This is a genomic window from Thiobacillus sp., assembly GCF_030696885.1.
Lineage (GTDB): Bacteria > Pseudomonadota > Gammaproteobacteria > Burkholderiales > Thiobacillaceae > Thiobacillus.
In genome coordinates this window covers 42,902-56,198 of the sequence record NZ_JAUYRI010000033.1, presented here as the reverse complement: position 1 = coordinate 56,198, position 13,297 = coordinate 42,902, and the positions used below count along the sequence as shown (strand labels likewise).

At 64.5% G+C, this 13,297-nt stretch carries 18 protein-coding genes and 2 other RNA genes; 7 read left to right on the top strand and 13 right to left on the bottom strand.

Going from position 1 to position 13,297, the window contains the following annotated elements:
- Positions 1 to 4 precede the first annotated feature (4 nt).
- The 6 genes from ffs (at position 5) to Q8R61_RS14365 (ending at position 5,173) form a co-directional block, all read left to right on the top strand.
- An RNA gene (gene ffs, locus Q8R61_RS14390) (signal recognition particle sRNA small type) lies at positions 5 to 102 on the top strand.
- A gap of 124 nt (positions 103 to 226) precedes the next feature.
- Complete coding sequence (dnaX, locus tag Q8R61_RS14385; RefSeq protein ID WP_305538476.1) at positions 227 to 1,960, top strand: DNA polymerase III subunit gamma/tau; 1,734 nt, start codon at positions 227 to 229, stop codon at positions 1,958 to 1,960.
- Positions 1,957 to 2,283: a YbaB/EbfC family nucleoid-associated protein gene (locus Q8R61_RS14380; protein ID WP_371133653.1), complete on the top strand. Its 327-nt coding sequence runs from the start codon at positions 1,957 to 1,959 to the stop codon at positions 2,281 to 2,283. Before dnaX ends, Q8R61_RS14380 begins: the two co-directional genes overlap by 4 nt.
- A gap of 4 nt (positions 2,284 to 2,287) precedes the next feature.
- On the top strand, positions 2,288 to 2,881 hold the full coding sequence (gene recR, locus Q8R61_RS14375; RefSeq protein ID WP_305538474.1) for a recombination mediator RecR: 594 nt from the start codon (positions 2,288 to 2,290) through the stop codon (positions 2,879 to 2,881).
- A gap of 54 nt (positions 2,882 to 2,935) precedes the next feature.
- Positions 2,936 to 4,306, top strand: coding sequence for an adenylosuccinate lyase (purB, locus tag Q8R61_RS14370; RefSeq protein WP_305538472.1), 1,371 nt, complete (start codon positions 2,936 to 2,938; stop codon positions 4,304 to 4,306).
- 24 nt (positions 4,307 to 4,330) lie between these two features.
- The gene (locus tag Q8R61_RS14365) at positions 4,331 to 5,173 is read left to right on the top strand and encodes a co-chaperone YbbN (RefSeq protein WP_305538470.1); all 843 of its coding nucleotides are present in this window, start codon (positions 4,331 to 4,333) and stop codon (positions 5,171 to 5,173) included.
- Between the two features lie 7 nt (positions 5,174 to 5,180).
- Here Q8R61_RS14365 and greB read toward each other — a convergent pair whose 3' ends face one another.
- From greB to Q8R61_RS14345, 4 genes are read right to left on the bottom strand one after another with little or no spacing between them, the layout of a single operon-like run.
- The gene (gene greB / locus Q8R61_RS14360) at positions 5,181 to 5,741 is read right to left on the bottom strand and encodes a transcription elongation factor GreB (RefSeq protein ID WP_305538468.1); all 561 of its coding nucleotides are present in this window, start codon (positions 5,739 to 5,741) and stop codon (positions 5,181 to 5,183) included.
- A gap of 31 nt (positions 5,742 to 5,772) precedes the next feature.
- Positions 5,773 to 5,973 carry a DUF2905 domain-containing protein gene (locus Q8R61_RS14355; RefSeq protein WP_305538466.1) on the bottom strand — a complete coding sequence of 67 codons (201 nt, stop codon included), beginning with the start codon at positions 5,971 to 5,973 and terminating at the stop codon, positions 5,773 to 5,775.
- A gap of 3 nt (positions 5,974 to 5,976) precedes the next feature.
- A complete protein-coding gene (locus Q8R61_RS14350; protein ID WP_305538464.1) occupies positions 5,977 to 6,183 on the bottom strand; it encodes a hypothetical protein in 207 nt (68 codons plus the stop codon).
- The gene (locus tag Q8R61_RS14345) at positions 6,180 to 6,731 is read right to left on the bottom strand and encodes a pyridoxamine 5'-phosphate oxidase family protein (protein ID WP_305538462.1); all 552 of its coding nucleotides are present in this window, start codon (positions 6,729 to 6,731) and stop codon (positions 6,180 to 6,182) included. The genes Q8R61_RS14350 and Q8R61_RS14345 overlap by 4 nt, the downstream gene beginning before the upstream one ends.
- A 64-nt stretch (positions 6,732 to 6,795) precedes the next feature.
- Between Q8R61_RS14345 and Q8R61_RS14340 the strand changes: the two genes are divergently transcribed.
- A non-coding RNA gene (locus Q8R61_RS14340) (sX9 sRNA) lies at positions 6,796 to 6,873 on the top strand.
- 5 nt (positions 6,874 to 6,878) lie between these two features.
- Here Q8R61_RS14340 and Q8R61_RS14335 read toward each other — a convergent pair.
- The 9 genes from Q8R61_RS14335 to Q8R61_RS14295 all read right to left on the bottom strand — a co-directional run bounded on the left by Q8R61_RS14335 (position 6,879) and on the right by Q8R61_RS14295 (position 13,236).
- Entirely contained in the window at positions 6,879 to 7,475 is a 597-nt protein-coding gene (locus tag Q8R61_RS14335; RefSeq protein WP_305538460.1) for an LON peptidase substrate-binding domain-containing protein, read from the bottom strand.
- A complete protein-coding gene (locus Q8R61_RS14330; RefSeq protein WP_305538458.1) occupies positions 7,472 to 8,089 on the bottom strand; it encodes a flavin prenyltransferase UbiX in 618 nt (205 codons plus the stop codon). Before Q8R61_RS14330 ends, Q8R61_RS14335 begins: the two co-directional genes overlap by 4 nt.
- Entirely contained in the window at positions 8,065 to 8,625 is a 561-nt protein-coding gene (locus Q8R61_RS14325) for a Gx transporter family protein (RefSeq protein ID WP_305538456.1), read from the bottom strand. Before Q8R61_RS14325 ends, Q8R61_RS14330 begins: the two co-directional genes overlap by 25 nt.
- Positions 8,606 to 8,965, bottom strand: a complete 360-nt coding sequence (locus Q8R61_RS14320; RefSeq protein WP_305538454.1) for a NusG domain II-containing protein — start codon at positions 8,963 to 8,965, stop codon at positions 8,606 to 8,608. The genes Q8R61_RS14325 and Q8R61_RS14320 overlap by 20 nt, the downstream gene beginning before the upstream one ends.
- Positions 8,965 to 9,801, bottom strand: a complete 837-nt coding sequence (rapZ, locus tag Q8R61_RS14315) for an RNase adapter RapZ (protein ID WP_305538452.1) — start codon at positions 9,799 to 9,801, stop codon at positions 8,965 to 8,967. Before rapZ ends, Q8R61_RS14320 begins: the two co-directional genes overlap by 1 nt.
- Entirely contained in the window at positions 9,801 to 10,757 is a 957-nt protein-coding gene (hprK, locus tag Q8R61_RS14310) for an HPr(Ser) kinase/phosphatase (protein WP_305538450.1), read from the bottom strand. Before hprK ends, rapZ begins: the two co-directional genes overlap by 1 nt.
- Before the next feature lie 13 nt (positions 10,758 to 10,770).
- Positions 10,771 to 11,226, bottom strand: coding sequence for a PTS sugar transporter subunit IIA (locus Q8R61_RS14305; protein WP_305538448.1), 456 nt, complete (start codon positions 11,224 to 11,226; stop codon positions 10,771 to 10,773).
- Between the two features lie 87 nt (positions 11,227 to 11,313).
- Positions 11,314 to 11,655 (bottom strand): ribosome hibernation-promoting factor, HPF/YfiA family, encoded by a 342-nt coding sequence (gene hpf, locus Q8R61_RS14300; RefSeq protein WP_305538446.1) that lies wholly within the window; start codon positions 11,653 to 11,655, stop codon positions 11,314 to 11,316.
- Between the two features lie 150 nt (positions 11,656 to 11,805).
- Positions 11,806 to 13,236 (bottom strand): RNA polymerase factor sigma-54, encoded by a 1,431-nt coding sequence (locus Q8R61_RS14295; RefSeq protein ID WP_305538444.1) that lies wholly within the window; start codon positions 13,234 to 13,236, stop codon positions 11,806 to 11,808.
- Positions 13,237 to 13,297 lie beyond the last annotated feature (61 nt).

Here is a 13,297-nt window from a genome sequence, read left to right as displayed (position 1 = left end):
GCGTGGCGGGCCTCCCCGCATGGCTAAGTTGTGAATCGGGTCAGGTCCGGAAGGAAGCAGCCACAGCGACCGATGCCAGTGCCGGGGTTCTGGCTCGCCATTCCAGGCTGCTTTCTAACGGATACTGCGTTGTCGAGCCTTGCCGTACTGCGATGTACTGTCTGCGGCTCTCCGCCTTGTCTCCGTTAGAAAGCAACCTGGAATGGTTCCCGCTTCCACATAAACCATGACTGATCTCTTCGGCGATTCCGCATCCCCCGCACTTGCGCTGGCGCGCAAGTGGCGGCCGCGCGTGTTTGCCGACCTCAAGGGACAGGAGCATGTGGTACAGGCGCTGTCGAATGCGCTGACCCAGGGGCGGCTACACCATGCCTATCTGCTGACCGGCACGCGCGGGGTGGGCAAGACCACGCTGGCGCGGATTCTTGCCAAGTGCCTCAACTGCGAAACCGGCGTCACCAATACTCCCTGCGGCACCTGTTCGGCCTGCACCCAGATCGATGCCGGGCGCTTTGTCGACCTGCTGGAGCTCGACGCCGCGTCGAACACCGGCGTCGACAACATGCGCGAAGTGCTCGACAATGCGCAGTACGCGCCGACGGTGGGGCGCTACAAGGTCTACATCATCGACGAAGTGCACATGTTGTCGAAGCCGGCGTTCAACTCCATGCTGAAGACGCTGGAAGAGCCGCCCGCGCATGTGAAATTCATCCTCGCCACCACCGACCCACAGAAAATTCCGGTGACGGTGCTGTCGCGTTGCCTGCAGTTCAACCTGAAGCCGATGCTGCCCGCGCTGGTGGCACAGCACCTGGGCGAGGTGCTGGCGCAGGAAAACGTCGACGCCGAACCCGCTGCGCTGAATATTCTGGCGCGCGCTGCCGCCGGCAGCATGCGCGATGCGCTGTCGCTGACCGATCAGGCGATTGCCTACGGCGGCGGCAAGGTGGAGGCCGCCGCCGTCGAGGCCATGCTTGGCACGGTGCGGCGCGATTACCTGTTCGACCTGCTCGATGCGCTGGCGGCGCAGGACGGCGACGCGTTGCTGGCGCAGGCGCGCCAGTTGGCCGAGCGCGGCATCGCGTTTGACGCCGCGCTGCAGGATCTTGGCAATGTGCTGACCCAGCTGGCCTTGCTGCTGCACGCCCCCAATGCCATTGAAGCCGGCATGGACGCCGAGCGCATGCAGACCGCGGCCGCGCAGCTGGACGCCGAAACGGTGCAGCTGTATTACCAGATTGCGCTGAACGGCCGCCGCGACCTGCCGTATGCGCCGGACGAGTTTTCCGGTTTCTGCATGACGCTGCTGCGCATGCTGGCGTTCGCCGCAGGGTCGGGCGCGCCGCGTCCGGCGCCGCCCGCCCGTCCGACACCGGCGCGCGCGCCTACGCCGCAGGCCGCGGCACCGGCGGCGACGACCCGTGCGCCTGCGGCAGCCGCGCCCGTCGTGGTGCCGCGTGCCGAAGTCATTGCCGAGCCGCCCGCGTCCCCCGCTGCCGCTGCCGCTGCCGCTGCCGCTGCTGCCGCCGCCGCCGCTGCACCGCTGCAGGCGCGCGAGCCTGCGCCCACCGCAGCCTGGGACTGGCTCGCGGTGGTGGCCGCATTGCGCCTGGGCGGCATGGCCAAGATGCTCGCCGACCACTGCGAACTGGTATCGCAGACGGACAATGCGGTGACGCTGCGCGTTGGCGAAGCGGACAAACATTTGCTCGACCGCGCCTATCAGGACAAGCTGGTATCGGCGCTGCGTGACAAGCACGGCGCGGCGCTGCAGGTGACGTTCGAGATCGGCGCTGCCGCCGAACAAACGCCGCAGCAAGTGCGCACCCGCATCAAGGAAGCGCGCCAGGCCGAAGCGGTGGCCGCGATCGAATCGGATCCGTTCGTGCGCGAGCTGGTCGAACAGTTTGGCGGTCGGGTGGACGCCTCAACCATACAGCCATTAGGAGAATCAACATGATGAAGGGCGGCATCGGCAACATGATGAAGCAGGTCCAGCAGATGCAGGAGAACATGGCCAAGATGCAGGCCAAGCTCGCCGAAATCGAGGTCGAGGGCGCCAGCGGCGCCGGCATGGTCAAGGTGACGATGACCTGCAAGCACGACGTGCGCCGCGTCGTCATCGACCCAAGCCTGATGACGGACGACCGTGAAATGTTGGAAGACCTGGTGGCCGCGGCAATGAACGACGCAGTGCGCAAGGTCGAAGCCACGGTGCAGGAAAAAATGGCGGGCGTGACCGCCGGTATGCCGATTCCGCCCGGCATGAAGCTGCCGTTCTGACCCCGTGCAACCTGCCGCACTTGAAAACCTGATCGGCGCGCTGCGCGTGCTGCCCGGCGTCGGGCCCAAGTCGGCGGCACGCATGGCCTACCATCTGTTGCAGCGCGACCGCAAAGGCGCCGAGCAGCTGGCCGGCGCGCTCAAGCATGCGCTGACGCATCTGCACCACTGTCGCCTGTGCAACAATTTTTCCGAGGCGGAAGTGTGCGAGGTCTGCACCAGCCCCAAGCGCGACAAGCAACAGCTGGCAGTGGTCGAAATGCCGACCGACTTCAACATGATGGAAGCCACGCACAGCTACGCCGGCCTGTATTTCGTGCTGATGGGGCGCTTGAGCCCGCTCGACGGCATCGGCCCGCGCGAGATTCATCTCGACCGGCTGATCAGCCGCGCACTCGACGGGACGGTGGAAGAAGTCATCCTGGCGACCAACTTCACCCCCGAGGGCGAAGCCACCGCGCACACCATCGGCGAATTGCTGAAGGCGCGCGGCCTCAAGGTCAGCCGGTTGGCGCGTGGCGTGCCGGTGGGCGGCGAACTGGAATATGTCGACAGCGGCACGCTGGCGCAGGCCGTCCGCGACAGGCGGACCGTTTAATGTGGCGCGATCGGCGAGCTGACTAAAAAAACTGAAACGAATCCGGACAAAATCATGGAACTGACCGCACTCACTGCCCTATCCCCGCTCGATGGCCGCTACGGCAGCAAGACTGCTGCACTCCGCGATTTCTTCAGCGAATACGCGCTGATCAAATACCGCGTCATCGTCGAGATCGAATGGCTGAAGGCGCTGGCGGCCGAACCGGCGATCGCCGAGGTGCCGGCGTTTTCAGATGCGGCGATCGCGCTGCTCGACGGCATCGCCGACCACTTTTCGGTGGCTGACGCCGAGCGCGTCAAGGCGATCGAGGCGACCACCAACCACGACGTCAAGGCGGTCGAGTATTTTCTCAAGGAAAAAACGCAATCCAGCGCTGAAATCGCGGCGGTGTCCGAGTTCATCCATTTCGCCTGCACCTCGGAGGACATCAACAACCTGTCGCATGCGCTGATGCTGAAAGGCGCGCGCGATGCCGTGCTGCTGCCCGCGCTGGAAAAAGTCATCGCGCGCCTGACCGATCTGGCGCACGAACTGGCCGACCTGCCGATGCTGTCGCGCACCCATGGCCAGCCGGCTTCGCCGACCACGGTCGGCAAGGAGCTCGCCAACGTCGTCTACCGCCTGCGCCGTGCCTGGGATGCGATCGGCGCGGTCGAGCTGATGGGCAAGGTCAACGGCGCGGTCGGCAATTACAACGCGCATCTGTCGGCCTACCCGGACCTGGACTGGGAATATTTCGCGCGCAGCTTCGTGATGGAACTGGGCCTCTCCTTCAACCCCTACACCATCCAGATCGAACCGCACGACGCCATGGCCGAGCTGTACGATGCGATTGCGCGCACCAACACCATCCTGATCGACTTCAACCGCGACGTCTGGGGTTATATCTCGGTCGGTTACTTCAAGCAGAAAGTGAAGGCGGGCGAGGTGGGATCCTCCACCATGCCGCACAAGGTCAACCCGATCGACTTCGAGAACAGCGAAGGCAACCTGGGTCTGGCCAACGCGGTGCTGCGCCACCTGGCCGAAAAGCTGCCGGTCTCGCGCTGGCAGCGCGACCTCACCGATTCCACCGTGCTGCGCAACATGGGCGTCGGCTTCGGCTACAGCCTCCTGGCCTACGAATCCTGCCTGCGCGGACTGTCCAAGCTCGAAGCCAACCCGGCCGCACTGGCTGCCGACCTCGACGCCAACTGGGAAGTGCTGGCCGAGCCGATCCAGACCGTGATGCGCCGCTACGGCGTCGCCAATCCTTACGAACAGCTGAAGGAACTGACGCGCGGCAAGGCCGGCATGACACGCGAGACGCTGCACGCCTTCATCGACGGGCTGGCGATTCCCGATACCGAGAAGGCCCGCCTGAGAACGCTGACGCCCGGCACCTATATCGGCGTGGCGGCCGAACTGGCTCGGCAGATTTAACGGACACCTTTAAACGGAGCGCCCATGTCTGAACACGCCCTCGACGTTGGTCTCGCCGATTTCCAGCAACACGTTCTCGATGAATCGAAGCATCGCCCGGTCGTCGTCGATTTTTGGGCGCCCTGGTGCGGGCCGTGCAAATCACTCAAGCCCGTCCTGGAAAAACTCGCGGCCGAATACGGCGGCAAATTCCTGCTCGCCAAGATCAACTCCGACGACAACCAGGAGCTTGCCGTGCGCTACGGCGTGCGCGGCATCCCCAGCGTCAAGGCCTTCGTCAACGGCGAGCAGGTCGACGAGTTTTCCGGCGCGCTGCCGGAAGGCGAGGTGCGCGCCTTTCTGGATCGACTGATTCCCAGCCCGGCCGAGGAGATGCGCGCGCAGGCCGCCGGCTTGCGCGCCGCGGGCGACCTGCCTGCCGCGCTGCAGGCGCTCGCCGATGCCTCACGCGTTGATCCGGCCCATGTTGGCGTGCGCCTCGATGCGGCGGAAATCATGATGGATCTCGGCGAAGCCGACGAAGCGCGGCGATTGATCGCGAGCGTGCCGGACGATGCCGATCCGCGTGTCGCGCAGTTGAAGGCGCGGCTGCAGTTCATGGGCGTGGCAGGCGAGGATGTGGCCGCACTGACCGCACAGGTGGCAGCGAACGAAAACGATCTGGCGGCGCGGCTGAAGCTCGCCAAGCTGCTGGTCGCCGCCGGCCAGCACGAGGCGGGCATGGATCAGTTGCTGGAAATCGTCCGCCGCGACCGCGGCTTTGAAGACGATATCGGCCGCAAGACCTTGCTATCGGTATTCGATCTGCTGGGTGGCGGCGAGTTGGTCAGCCGCTACCGGCGCCAGCTTTCCAGTTTGCTGTACTGAGTTTTTCTCAGTCGATCGCCTGGTAGCGCACTGCGACGATCTCCACCTCGCGCCGTCCGTCCGGAGTCTGCACCGTGACGGTGTCGCCCTCGCGCGCTTTCATGAGTGCGCGTGCCATCGGCGAAATCCAGGCGATGCGGCCGCGGCCGGCATCGGCCTCGTCGATGCCGACGATGGCGAAGGTGGATTCGCTGCCATCCGTGTCCGCCACCGTGACGGTGGCACCGAAGAAGACCTGGTCGGAATCCTCGCGCGTCGCGGGGTCGACCACTTCCGCGTTTTCCAGTCGCTTTGACAGAAAACGGATGCGGCGATCGACTTCGCGCAGGCGCTTCTTGCCGTAGATGTAGTCGCCGTTTTCCGAGCGGTCGCCGTTGCTGGCCGCCCACGAAATGATTTCCACCAGCTTGGGCCGCTCGACTTTCCACAGCTGGCTGAATTCGGCATCCAGCTGCGCGTAGCCGGCGGGCGTCATGTAATTCTTCGACCCGGCGGGCAGGGCGGGCGCGGCGATCTCGTCCTCGTCGGCGTCGGGCGCGTCGGTTTCCTTGACGAAGGCTTTATTCATTGTGCATCAAGCCTCATGGCAGGCGCCTGGGTCATCGACCAAACAGGTGGACCAGCAGCGTCAGTGCCAGCGACAGCAGGATGACGCTTGTGAACGGAAAGTACAGGGTGCCACGGGCGCGCTTGATCCGCAGGTCGCCCGGCAGCCGGCCGAAGCCCAGCCGGTTGAGCCACGGTGTCAGCAGGCCCAGCACCAGCAGGGCCGCGATCAGGGTGAGCAACCACTTCAACATCGGTCAAGGCTGCGTCGCCGCGTCCATTTGTCGGCGCTGGGCTTCCGCCGCCTCCATGACCTGGCCTTCCACTGCGCGTGCCTTTTCCATCGCCTGGATCTGTGTCTCGAACACCGGGTTGGGTTGGCGTTCGGTTTCGGGCTGCGGCGGTGGGGTGGGGTCGCAGGCGGCAAGCAGCAGCATTCCGGCGATCATCAGAATACGTTTCATGGGGTGTTCTCCAGCAGTCCGGTGGGCAGGCCGTCGATACTGGCCTGGTTTTTCTCGCGCCAGTAGTCAAGCAGGCCGACCGGGCCTTTCTTCTCGGCCCAGCGGGCCAGTGTATCGCGCTCGCCGCGGTAGGCATACATCGGCACGGCATAGCCGCACGAGGTCTGCACCGAGTCGATGTCGAGCACGATGAGCTGGCGTTCGCCGGGCAGGGCGGGGAAATGGCGGCGCAATTCAGCCCAGCCGGCATCCTGCCTGCGCACGGCGCGGCCGCGTCCGTACAGGCGCAGGATCAGCGGGTCGGCGTCGAAGCTGCACCACATCAACGTCATGCGGCCGTCGTGCTTCAAATGCGCGGCCGTTTCGTTGCCGCTGCCGGTGAGGTCGAGGTAGGCCACGCAGGTGTCGGACAGCACGCGCAGGCTGTCCATGCCCTTGGGCGACAAATTGAGCCGGCTGTTCGCCGTGCCGGTGGCGGTGAAGAATATTTTTTGCGCGGCAATGAAGTCGCGGTGTCGCGGCTCGAGCGAAGAATAAAAACGCGCCATGTGAATACCTCTATAAATCTACTGCGCGGCCATGATCCGGGCGCGTCCGGTGCTCGGAATCCTCATGTACTCCTGTGTACATTCCGGTTCCTGCGCTCCGGGCGCACCCGGCTGATGCCCGCTCGCTACGATTTCTAGAGGCATTCATCAGTTGATGTGCTTCTTCAGAAACTCGGTGAGGATGCGCAGCCGCGTCACGCTGTCGTTCATCTCCAGCAGGTTCTGTTTGATGGAATGCTTGAGCGGCAGCACCTCGGACAGGCGATAGCCGACCCACACCGCGTTGTCGAATTCGTGCGGGGCAGCGAAATGCGCATCGCCGTATTCGTTGACGATGTGGCGCAGGATCTCGACGGCGAGTTCGAGATCGTCGGGAACGGCGGTGGCAGCTTCGCTGCTGACCGATTCCACAGTGCCGATCAACAGGCCGCTGGTTTCGGTGCGGGTACTGCGGATGACGAAGCGGTCCTGCGCCCGGGTGTCGATGTGCAGGATGCCGGTCTGCGGCATGTCCCAGTCGGTGACGTACACCCGGGTGCCGACCGGGTAGGGCACGGCGGGGGTGCCCGTCTCCTGGCCTTCGCGGATGCCGCAGATGCCGAACGGCGTGCCGTCGGCGATGGCCTGCTTGACCATGTCGAGGTAGCGCGGCTCAAAAATGCGCAGCGGCAGCTGGCCGCCGGGAAACACCACGGTATTGAGCGGAAACAGCGGCAGCGGGAACGGTTTGAGATCCCCGCTCATCGGTCCTCTCCCCAGCGCGCCATCAGCGTGTGCGCAATGCCGAGCTGATCGAGGATGCGTGCGACGATGAAGTCGACGATGGCCTCGACCGATTGCGGGCGATGATAAAAGCCGGGATTGGCCGGCAGGATCACGGCGTTCATGCGCGACAGCGTCAGCATGTTTTCCAGATGCAGCGTGGAAAACGGCGTTTCGCGCGGCACCAGGATGAGCTTTTTCTGCTCTTTCAGCATGACGTCGGCAGCGCGTTCGATCAGGTTGTCCGACATGCCATGGGCGATGGCGGCGAGCGTGCCCATCGAGCAGGGACAGACCACCATCGCATCGGCCGGGTTGGAGCCAGACGCGACCGGTGCATTCCAGTCGTCGCGACCGAACACGCGCAACTGGCCGTCGCGTGCGTTCATGCCGGACGACAGCTGTTTTTCGAGGTCGCCGGCGCGCGCCGGCAAGGCCACCCCGAGTTCCTGCTTGGCGACGATGTGGGCGGCCTGCGAAACCAGCAGGTAGACGCGCAGCTCGGCGGCCAGCAGGCACTCGAGCAGGCGCAGGCCATAGGCCATGCCGGACGCGCCGGACAGCGCCAGGGTTACGGTGCGGAGGGAGGCAGACATGACGCCGATTGTCGCCCGGATGATGCGGGGCCGGCAAGCAGACGCGCCACGATGACGCCGTTCACCGCGCCGAAAATCAGCGCGGCGGCGGCAAATACCGGCAGCAGCTTGAGCAGGGCGGCAGCCGGCAACAGCCACCAGCCGGCCAACGCGAGCTGCCCGCCGATATGGCCGAATGCCGCCAGCACCGACAGGCTGACCGGACCGAAATGGCGCTGCGGCAGATGCTGCGCAAGCCCCAGCACAAGCAGACTGGTGAGCGCGCCGGCGGCCGACAGCCAGAATCCCGGCGCGAACAGGCTGCCCAGCAGCAGGCCGCCGGCCAGGATGCGCAACGCCGATACCCAGGCGGCGGCGCGCCAGCCAAATTGCAGCAGCACCAGCAGGATGACGATATTGGCGAGGCCGGGCTTGACGCCCGGAATCGGGCTGGGAATCGCCGCTTCGACCAGCGTGAGCCCGATTGCCAGCGCTGCCAGCCGCGCGATGCGGCGGTCGTCCGGCGTGACGGGTAATTCAATAACCGAGCGTGTCATAGGCAGCGGTGCGGCCGCGGATTTCGAGGCTGACCTGATTCGGCAGGCACAGCGCCGCCTGGCCGGACTGGGTGAGCCAGCCCTGTTTCACGCACAACTGGCGCGGCGACGGGTCGACGGCCACACGGGCGCGGCCGGGTTCGATCTCGATCTCGGTGGTGCCGAGCGGGCCCTTGACGGATAGGGTGCGCGCGTGGGTGAGCGCAGTGGTCTCGACGATCTGGCCGGCGGCGCGAATCACCGCGGTGTCGCCGCGGGGACCGCCCCAGGCCACCACGGTCAGCCCGATGACGAAGCCGGCGCCGGCCAGCAGCACGCCCACGTCGCCGGCCCGCAGCATCAGCTGAGCTCGCGGTGGCGCACCAGCACCTGCTCGCGTTCGCGGAAGGCGGCGGCCAGGGTTTCGGCAAAGTAGACGCTGCGGTGCTGGCCGCCGGTGCAGCCGATGGCCACCGTCAGATAGGCACGATGGTCGCGGATGAAGCACGGCAGCCAGTTTTCGACGAAACCGCGGATGTCGGCTAGCAGCGCCATCGCGTTGGGACTGGATTCGATGTAGTCCTTCACCGGCTGGTCGCAGCCAGTGAGCGGCCGCAGCTCGGCAACGTAGTGCGGGTTGGGCAGGCAGCGCACGTCGAACACCAGGTCGGCATCGAGCGGAATGCCGTGCTTGAAACCGAAGGATTCGAACAGCAGCGTGATGCGCGAACGGTCCTGGCCGACCAGGTCCTTGATCCACATCCGCAGGGCCGCGGCGGACAAATCGCTGGTGTCGATGCGATGCGCCAGCAGCGCGATCTCACCGAGCATCTCGCGTTCCAACTGGATCGCCTCCTGCAGCGAAACGCTTTCGCTGGAGAGCGGGTGACGCCGCCGCGTTTCGGAAAAACGCTTCACCAGCGTGAGCGTCTTGGCCTCGAGGAAAATCATGCGCAGGTCAGCGCCCTGTTCCCGCAGCGCCTGAGTGACTGCCGGCAATTGCGAAAAACTTGCGCTGCTGCGCGCGTCGATGGCAATCGCGATGCGCGCGTGGCCCGCACCCTTCAGATAGTCGACCAGCGGCTGCAACATGGCGAGCGGCAGGTTGTCGACGCAGTAGTAGCCGATGTCTTCCAGCACCGCGATGGCGATGCTTTTTCCCGAGCCGGACAGACCGGAAACCAGCACGATCTGCATCAGGGGTTCTCGTTCTCGTTGATGGCCGCCTGCTGGCGCTGGATGAACTGCTCGAGCGGGTTGACGCCACGGTGCTTGAGGATGTGGTTGCGCACCGCAACCTCGACCAGCACGGCGAGGTTGCGGCCCGCCGCCACCGGGATGTGCACTTTGGGAATATCGACATCGAGAATGGTTTCGACCGACGCCACCATGTCGAGCCGGTTGAGTCCGACTTCGCCGATTTCCTGCGGCTGCACCAGTTCGACGATGAGCTTGAGGTTCTTCTTCTGCTTGACCGCCATTTCGCCGAATAGAAAGCGGATATTGAGGATGCCGAGGCCACGCACTTCGAGAAAGTCGCGGATCAGCGGTGGGCAGCTGCCTTCCAGCGTTTTGGGCGCGACGTGCTTCAGTTCGACGACGTCGTCGGCGATCAGGCGGTGGCCGCGCGTGATGAGTTCCAGCGCCAGCTCGCTCTTGCCGACGCCGGCGTCGCCCGTGAGCAGCACACCGGTGCCGAGCACTTCCAGAAACACCCCGTGCAGCGAACTGCATTCGGCCAGGCGCTGCGTCAGGTAATGCCCCAGGTAGGACATCAGGATGGGGCTCGCGAGCCCCGAGGTGAGCAGGGGCGTGCCGCTGCGCTCGGCAGTCTCGAGTAGCACTGCCGGCACGGACTCGCCGTTGGAAACGATGATGGCGGCCAGCTCGGACGAAAACAGGTGCTGGATGGCGTCTTCCAGCCCGGCCTGCGGCAGGCCCCGCAGGTAGTCCATCTCGGCGCAGCCCAGCACCTGGACGCGGTTGGGATGGACGAAATTGAGATGGCCAATCAGTGCCAGCGTTGGTTTCTGGATGGTCTCGGAGGACAGGGTGCGGTGGCCACCGCCGCGGCCGGCCAGCCATTGCAGGCCGAGCTGCTCGGCCATGTCGCGAAACAGTGTCTCGACCGAAACCTGGCTGGTGTCGTCCATGCGCGGAACGCGCCTAGCTGGACCATGCATTGAGCATGGCGAGGAGATCATCGGGGCTGGCGGCAGCCAGCATGTTGGTGCGCATGACTTCGTCGCCGAACAGTTGCGCCAGTTCGCCGAGAATCTGCAGGTGCCGTTCATTGGCGTCCTTGGGCACCAGCAAGATGAAGCACAGCGATACCGGCTGGTTGTCCGGTGCGTCGAAGTCGAGCGGGGTGCTCAGGCGATACAGCGCACCGCAGGCATCCTTCAGGCCCTTGATGCGGCCGTGCGGAATCGCGATGCCGTAGCCGAGCGCGGTCGAGCCCAGGCGTTCGCGCTCGAACAGACTGGTGAAGATGTCGGTGGATTTGAGTCCGTGGGTCTGCGCAAACAGGTCCGCGGCGTGTTCGAACAGCTTTTTCTTGCTGCTGAAACTCAGGTCCAGCAAGGTGGTGTCGAGGGAGAGGAGTGGGGCGATTAGGTTCATGCCAGTTGCACGGCCGGGCAAAGCGCCGGGGGTCCGCAAATTATACGCCCGGAGCGTGTCCGGGCTGTCCTGATCAAAAGAACCGGTTCAGGCGGTATTCTCGTTTACGTTGACCTGATGCTTGAGGCCACCGCTGCCCTGATGGACGTCCGAGGTTTTTTCCTTGTGCTTGACGATCTGGCGGTCCAGCTTGTCGGCCAGCAGGTCGATCGCGGCGTACATGTTGCCGTCTTCGCTGTGCGCGTGAAAATCATGGCCCTTCACGTGCAGGGTGGCTTCCACTTTATGTACCAGCTTGTCGACCTGCATGATCACGTTCATGTTGATGACATGGTCGAAGTGGCGTTTGACGCGATCGAGTTTTTCGGACACGTAGTCGCGGATGGCTGGGGTTACTTCCAAGTGATGGCCGGAAATTGTCAAATTCATAGCGCCTCCTAAAGCGGCTGAAAAAACGGATTGCCAGTATTGCGCTGGTTTAGGCGCGATTGTGTACGCCTAATTTCATTGTGGGACGAAAGCAGAAGACATTCAAGCAGGCCAGGCACTCCATGCCGATGGATCGTGAAAACCCTTGAATCAGAGCGAACGCCGCATGTTGGCGGGCGGAATTTGCAGTGATTCGCGGTATTTGGCGACGGTGCGGCGGGCCACCACGATGCCCTGCTGGCCGAGTACTTCCGCCAGCTGGCCGTCGGACAGCGGTTTTCCGATGTTCTCGGCGGCAACCAGCTGCTTGATCAGCGCGCGGATGGCGGTCGACGAGCAGGCGCCGCCGTTGTCGGTGGAGACGTGGCTGCCGAAAAAGTACTTCAATTCGTACAGCCCGCGTGGCGTCATCATGTACTTTTGCGTGGTGACGCGCGAAATGGTCGATTCGTGCAGTTCCACCGCGTCGGCGATCTCGCGCAGTACCAACGGACGCATCGCCACCTCGCCATGCTCGAAAAAATGCTTCTGGCGGTCGACGATGGCCTGCGACACGCGCAGGATGGTGTCGAAGCGCTGCTGCACGTTCTTGATCAGCCAGCGCGCTTCCTGCAGCTGGGTGGCCAGTTGATTTCCGCCATTCTCGCGATGGCGCGCCAGGATGTCGGCATAGACGCGGTTGACGCGCAGCTTGGGCATGGCGTCGGCATTGAGGCTGGCGATCCACATGCCCTTGATCTTGCGCACGTAGACATCGGGGATGACGTAGTGCGTTTCATCGACGCCGAAGGCCGCGCCGGGGCGCGGATTCATCGAGAGAATCAGGGTCCGCACGGTACGCAGTGTGGGGTCGTCGATGCCGAGCATTTTCTTCAGTTTGCCGACGTCGCGCGCCGCCAGCAGGTCCAGGTAATGCGTGGTCAGCCGGATGGCGTCGTCGCGCGCCGGCGTGTCGGCGGGCAGGACGCGCAGCTGCAGCGTCAGGCATTCGGCCAGGTTGCGTGCGCCGACCCCGGTCGGATCCATGTTTTGCAGGTGTTTGAGCGCAGTTTCGACCTCTTCGGGCTCGAGTTCCTCGAGTTCGTCCGCGAGACCGGCGGCAATGTCTTCCAGCGGCTGGGTAAGGAAACCGGCCTCGTCGAGGTCGTCGATCAGCGCGGCGACGATGGTTCGGTCGCGCAAGGTGAGCGGGCTGACGATCAGCTGGTTCAGCAGGTGCTCGCGCAGCGTCGCGCCGGAGACCGCGCCCTGCGCGTAATCGTTGTCTTCGTCATCGCCGCTGGCGCTGCTGTAGTCGTTCCAGTCGGCATCGTCGAGCGAGGTGGCCGGCTCGGATTCGTTGCTCGGTTCCGGCGCTGCCGCCGTTTCCGTGCCCTGTGTCTCGGCCTCGGCGGTATGGACCGGCGCTTCGGGCGGGGTTTCGTCCTCGTCCTCGCGCTCCAGCAGCGGATTGTCCTGCAGCATCTGCTCCAGTTCCTGGTTCAGTTCGAGCGTCGACAGCTGCAACAGCCGGATCGACTGCTGCAGTTGGGGCGTCAGGGTGAGGTGCTGACCGAGCTTGAGTTGGAGACTGTGCTTCATGGGATTTGACTACGGCAAAAATCGTGCCGGCTTGAGGCGAGTGTAGCGCGATTCGCGCTCG

Bases quoted from the DNA above. Each gene is read 5' to 3' on its own strand.
- Q8R61_RS14330 (WP_305538458.1), bottom strand. From the start codon at position 8,089: ATGTCTGCCTCCCTCCGCACCGTAACCCTGGCGCTGTCCGGCGCGTCC.
- purB (WP_305538472.1), top strand. From the start codon at position 2,936: ATGGAACTGACCGCACTCACTGCCCTATCCCCGCTCGATGGCCGCTAC.
- Q8R61_RS14335 (WP_305538460.1), bottom strand. From the start codon at position 7,475: ATGAGCGGGGATCTCAAACCGTTCCCGCTGCCGCTGTTTCCGCTCAAT.
- Q8R61_RS14325 (WP_305538456.1), bottom strand. From the start codon at position 8,625: ATGACACGCTCGGTTATTGAATTACCCGTCACGCCGGACGACCGCCGC.
- dnaX (WP_305538476.1), top strand. From the start codon at position 227: ATGACTGATCTCTTCGGCGATTCCGCATCCCCCGCACTTGCGCTGGCG.
- Q8R61_RS14355 (WP_305538466.1), bottom strand. From the start codon at position 5,973: ATGTTGAAGTGGTTGCTCACCCTGATCGCGGCCCTGCTGGTGCTGGGC.
- rapZ (WP_305538452.1), bottom strand. From the start codon at position 9,801: ATGCAGATCGTGCTGGTTTCCGGTCTGTCCGGCTCGGGAAAAAGCATC.
- hpf (WP_305538446.1), bottom strand. From the start codon at position 11,655: ATGAATTTGACAATTTCCGGCCATCACTTGGAAGTAACCCCAGCCATC.
- Q8R61_RS14350 (WP_305538464.1), bottom strand. From the start codon at position 6,183: ATGAAACGTATTCTGATGATCGCCGGAATGCTGCTGCTTGCCGCCTGC.
- Q8R61_RS14380 (WP_371133653.1), top strand. From the start codon at position 1,957: ATGATGAAGGGCGGCATCGGCAACATGATGAAGCAGGTCCAGCAGATG.
- Q8R61_RS14305 (WP_305538448.1), bottom strand. From the start codon at position 11,226: ATGAACCTAATCGCCCCACTCCTCTCCCTCGACACCACCTTGCTGGAC.
- hprK (WP_305538450.1), bottom strand. From the start codon at position 10,757: ATGGACGACACCAGCCAGGTTTCGGTCGAGACACTGTTTCGCGACATG.
- Q8R61_RS14345 (WP_305538462.1), bottom strand. From the start codon at position 6,731: ATGGCGCGTTTTTATTCTTCGCTCGAGCCGCGACACCGCGACTTCATT.
- Q8R61_RS14295 (WP_305538444.1), bottom strand. From the start codon at position 13,236: ATGAAGCACAGTCTCCAACTCAAGCTCGGTCAGCACCTCACCCTGACG.
- greB (WP_305538468.1), bottom strand. From the start codon at position 5,741: ATGAATAAAGCCTTCGTCAAGGAAACCGACGCGCCCGACGCCGACGAG.
- Q8R61_RS14365 (WP_305538470.1), top strand. From the start codon at position 4,331: ATGTCTGAACACGCCCTCGACGTTGGTCTCGCCGATTTCCAGCAACAC.
- Q8R61_RS14320 (WP_305538454.1), bottom strand. From the start codon at position 8,965: ATGCTGCGGGCCGGCGACGTGGGCGTGCTGCTGGCCGGCGCCGGCTTC.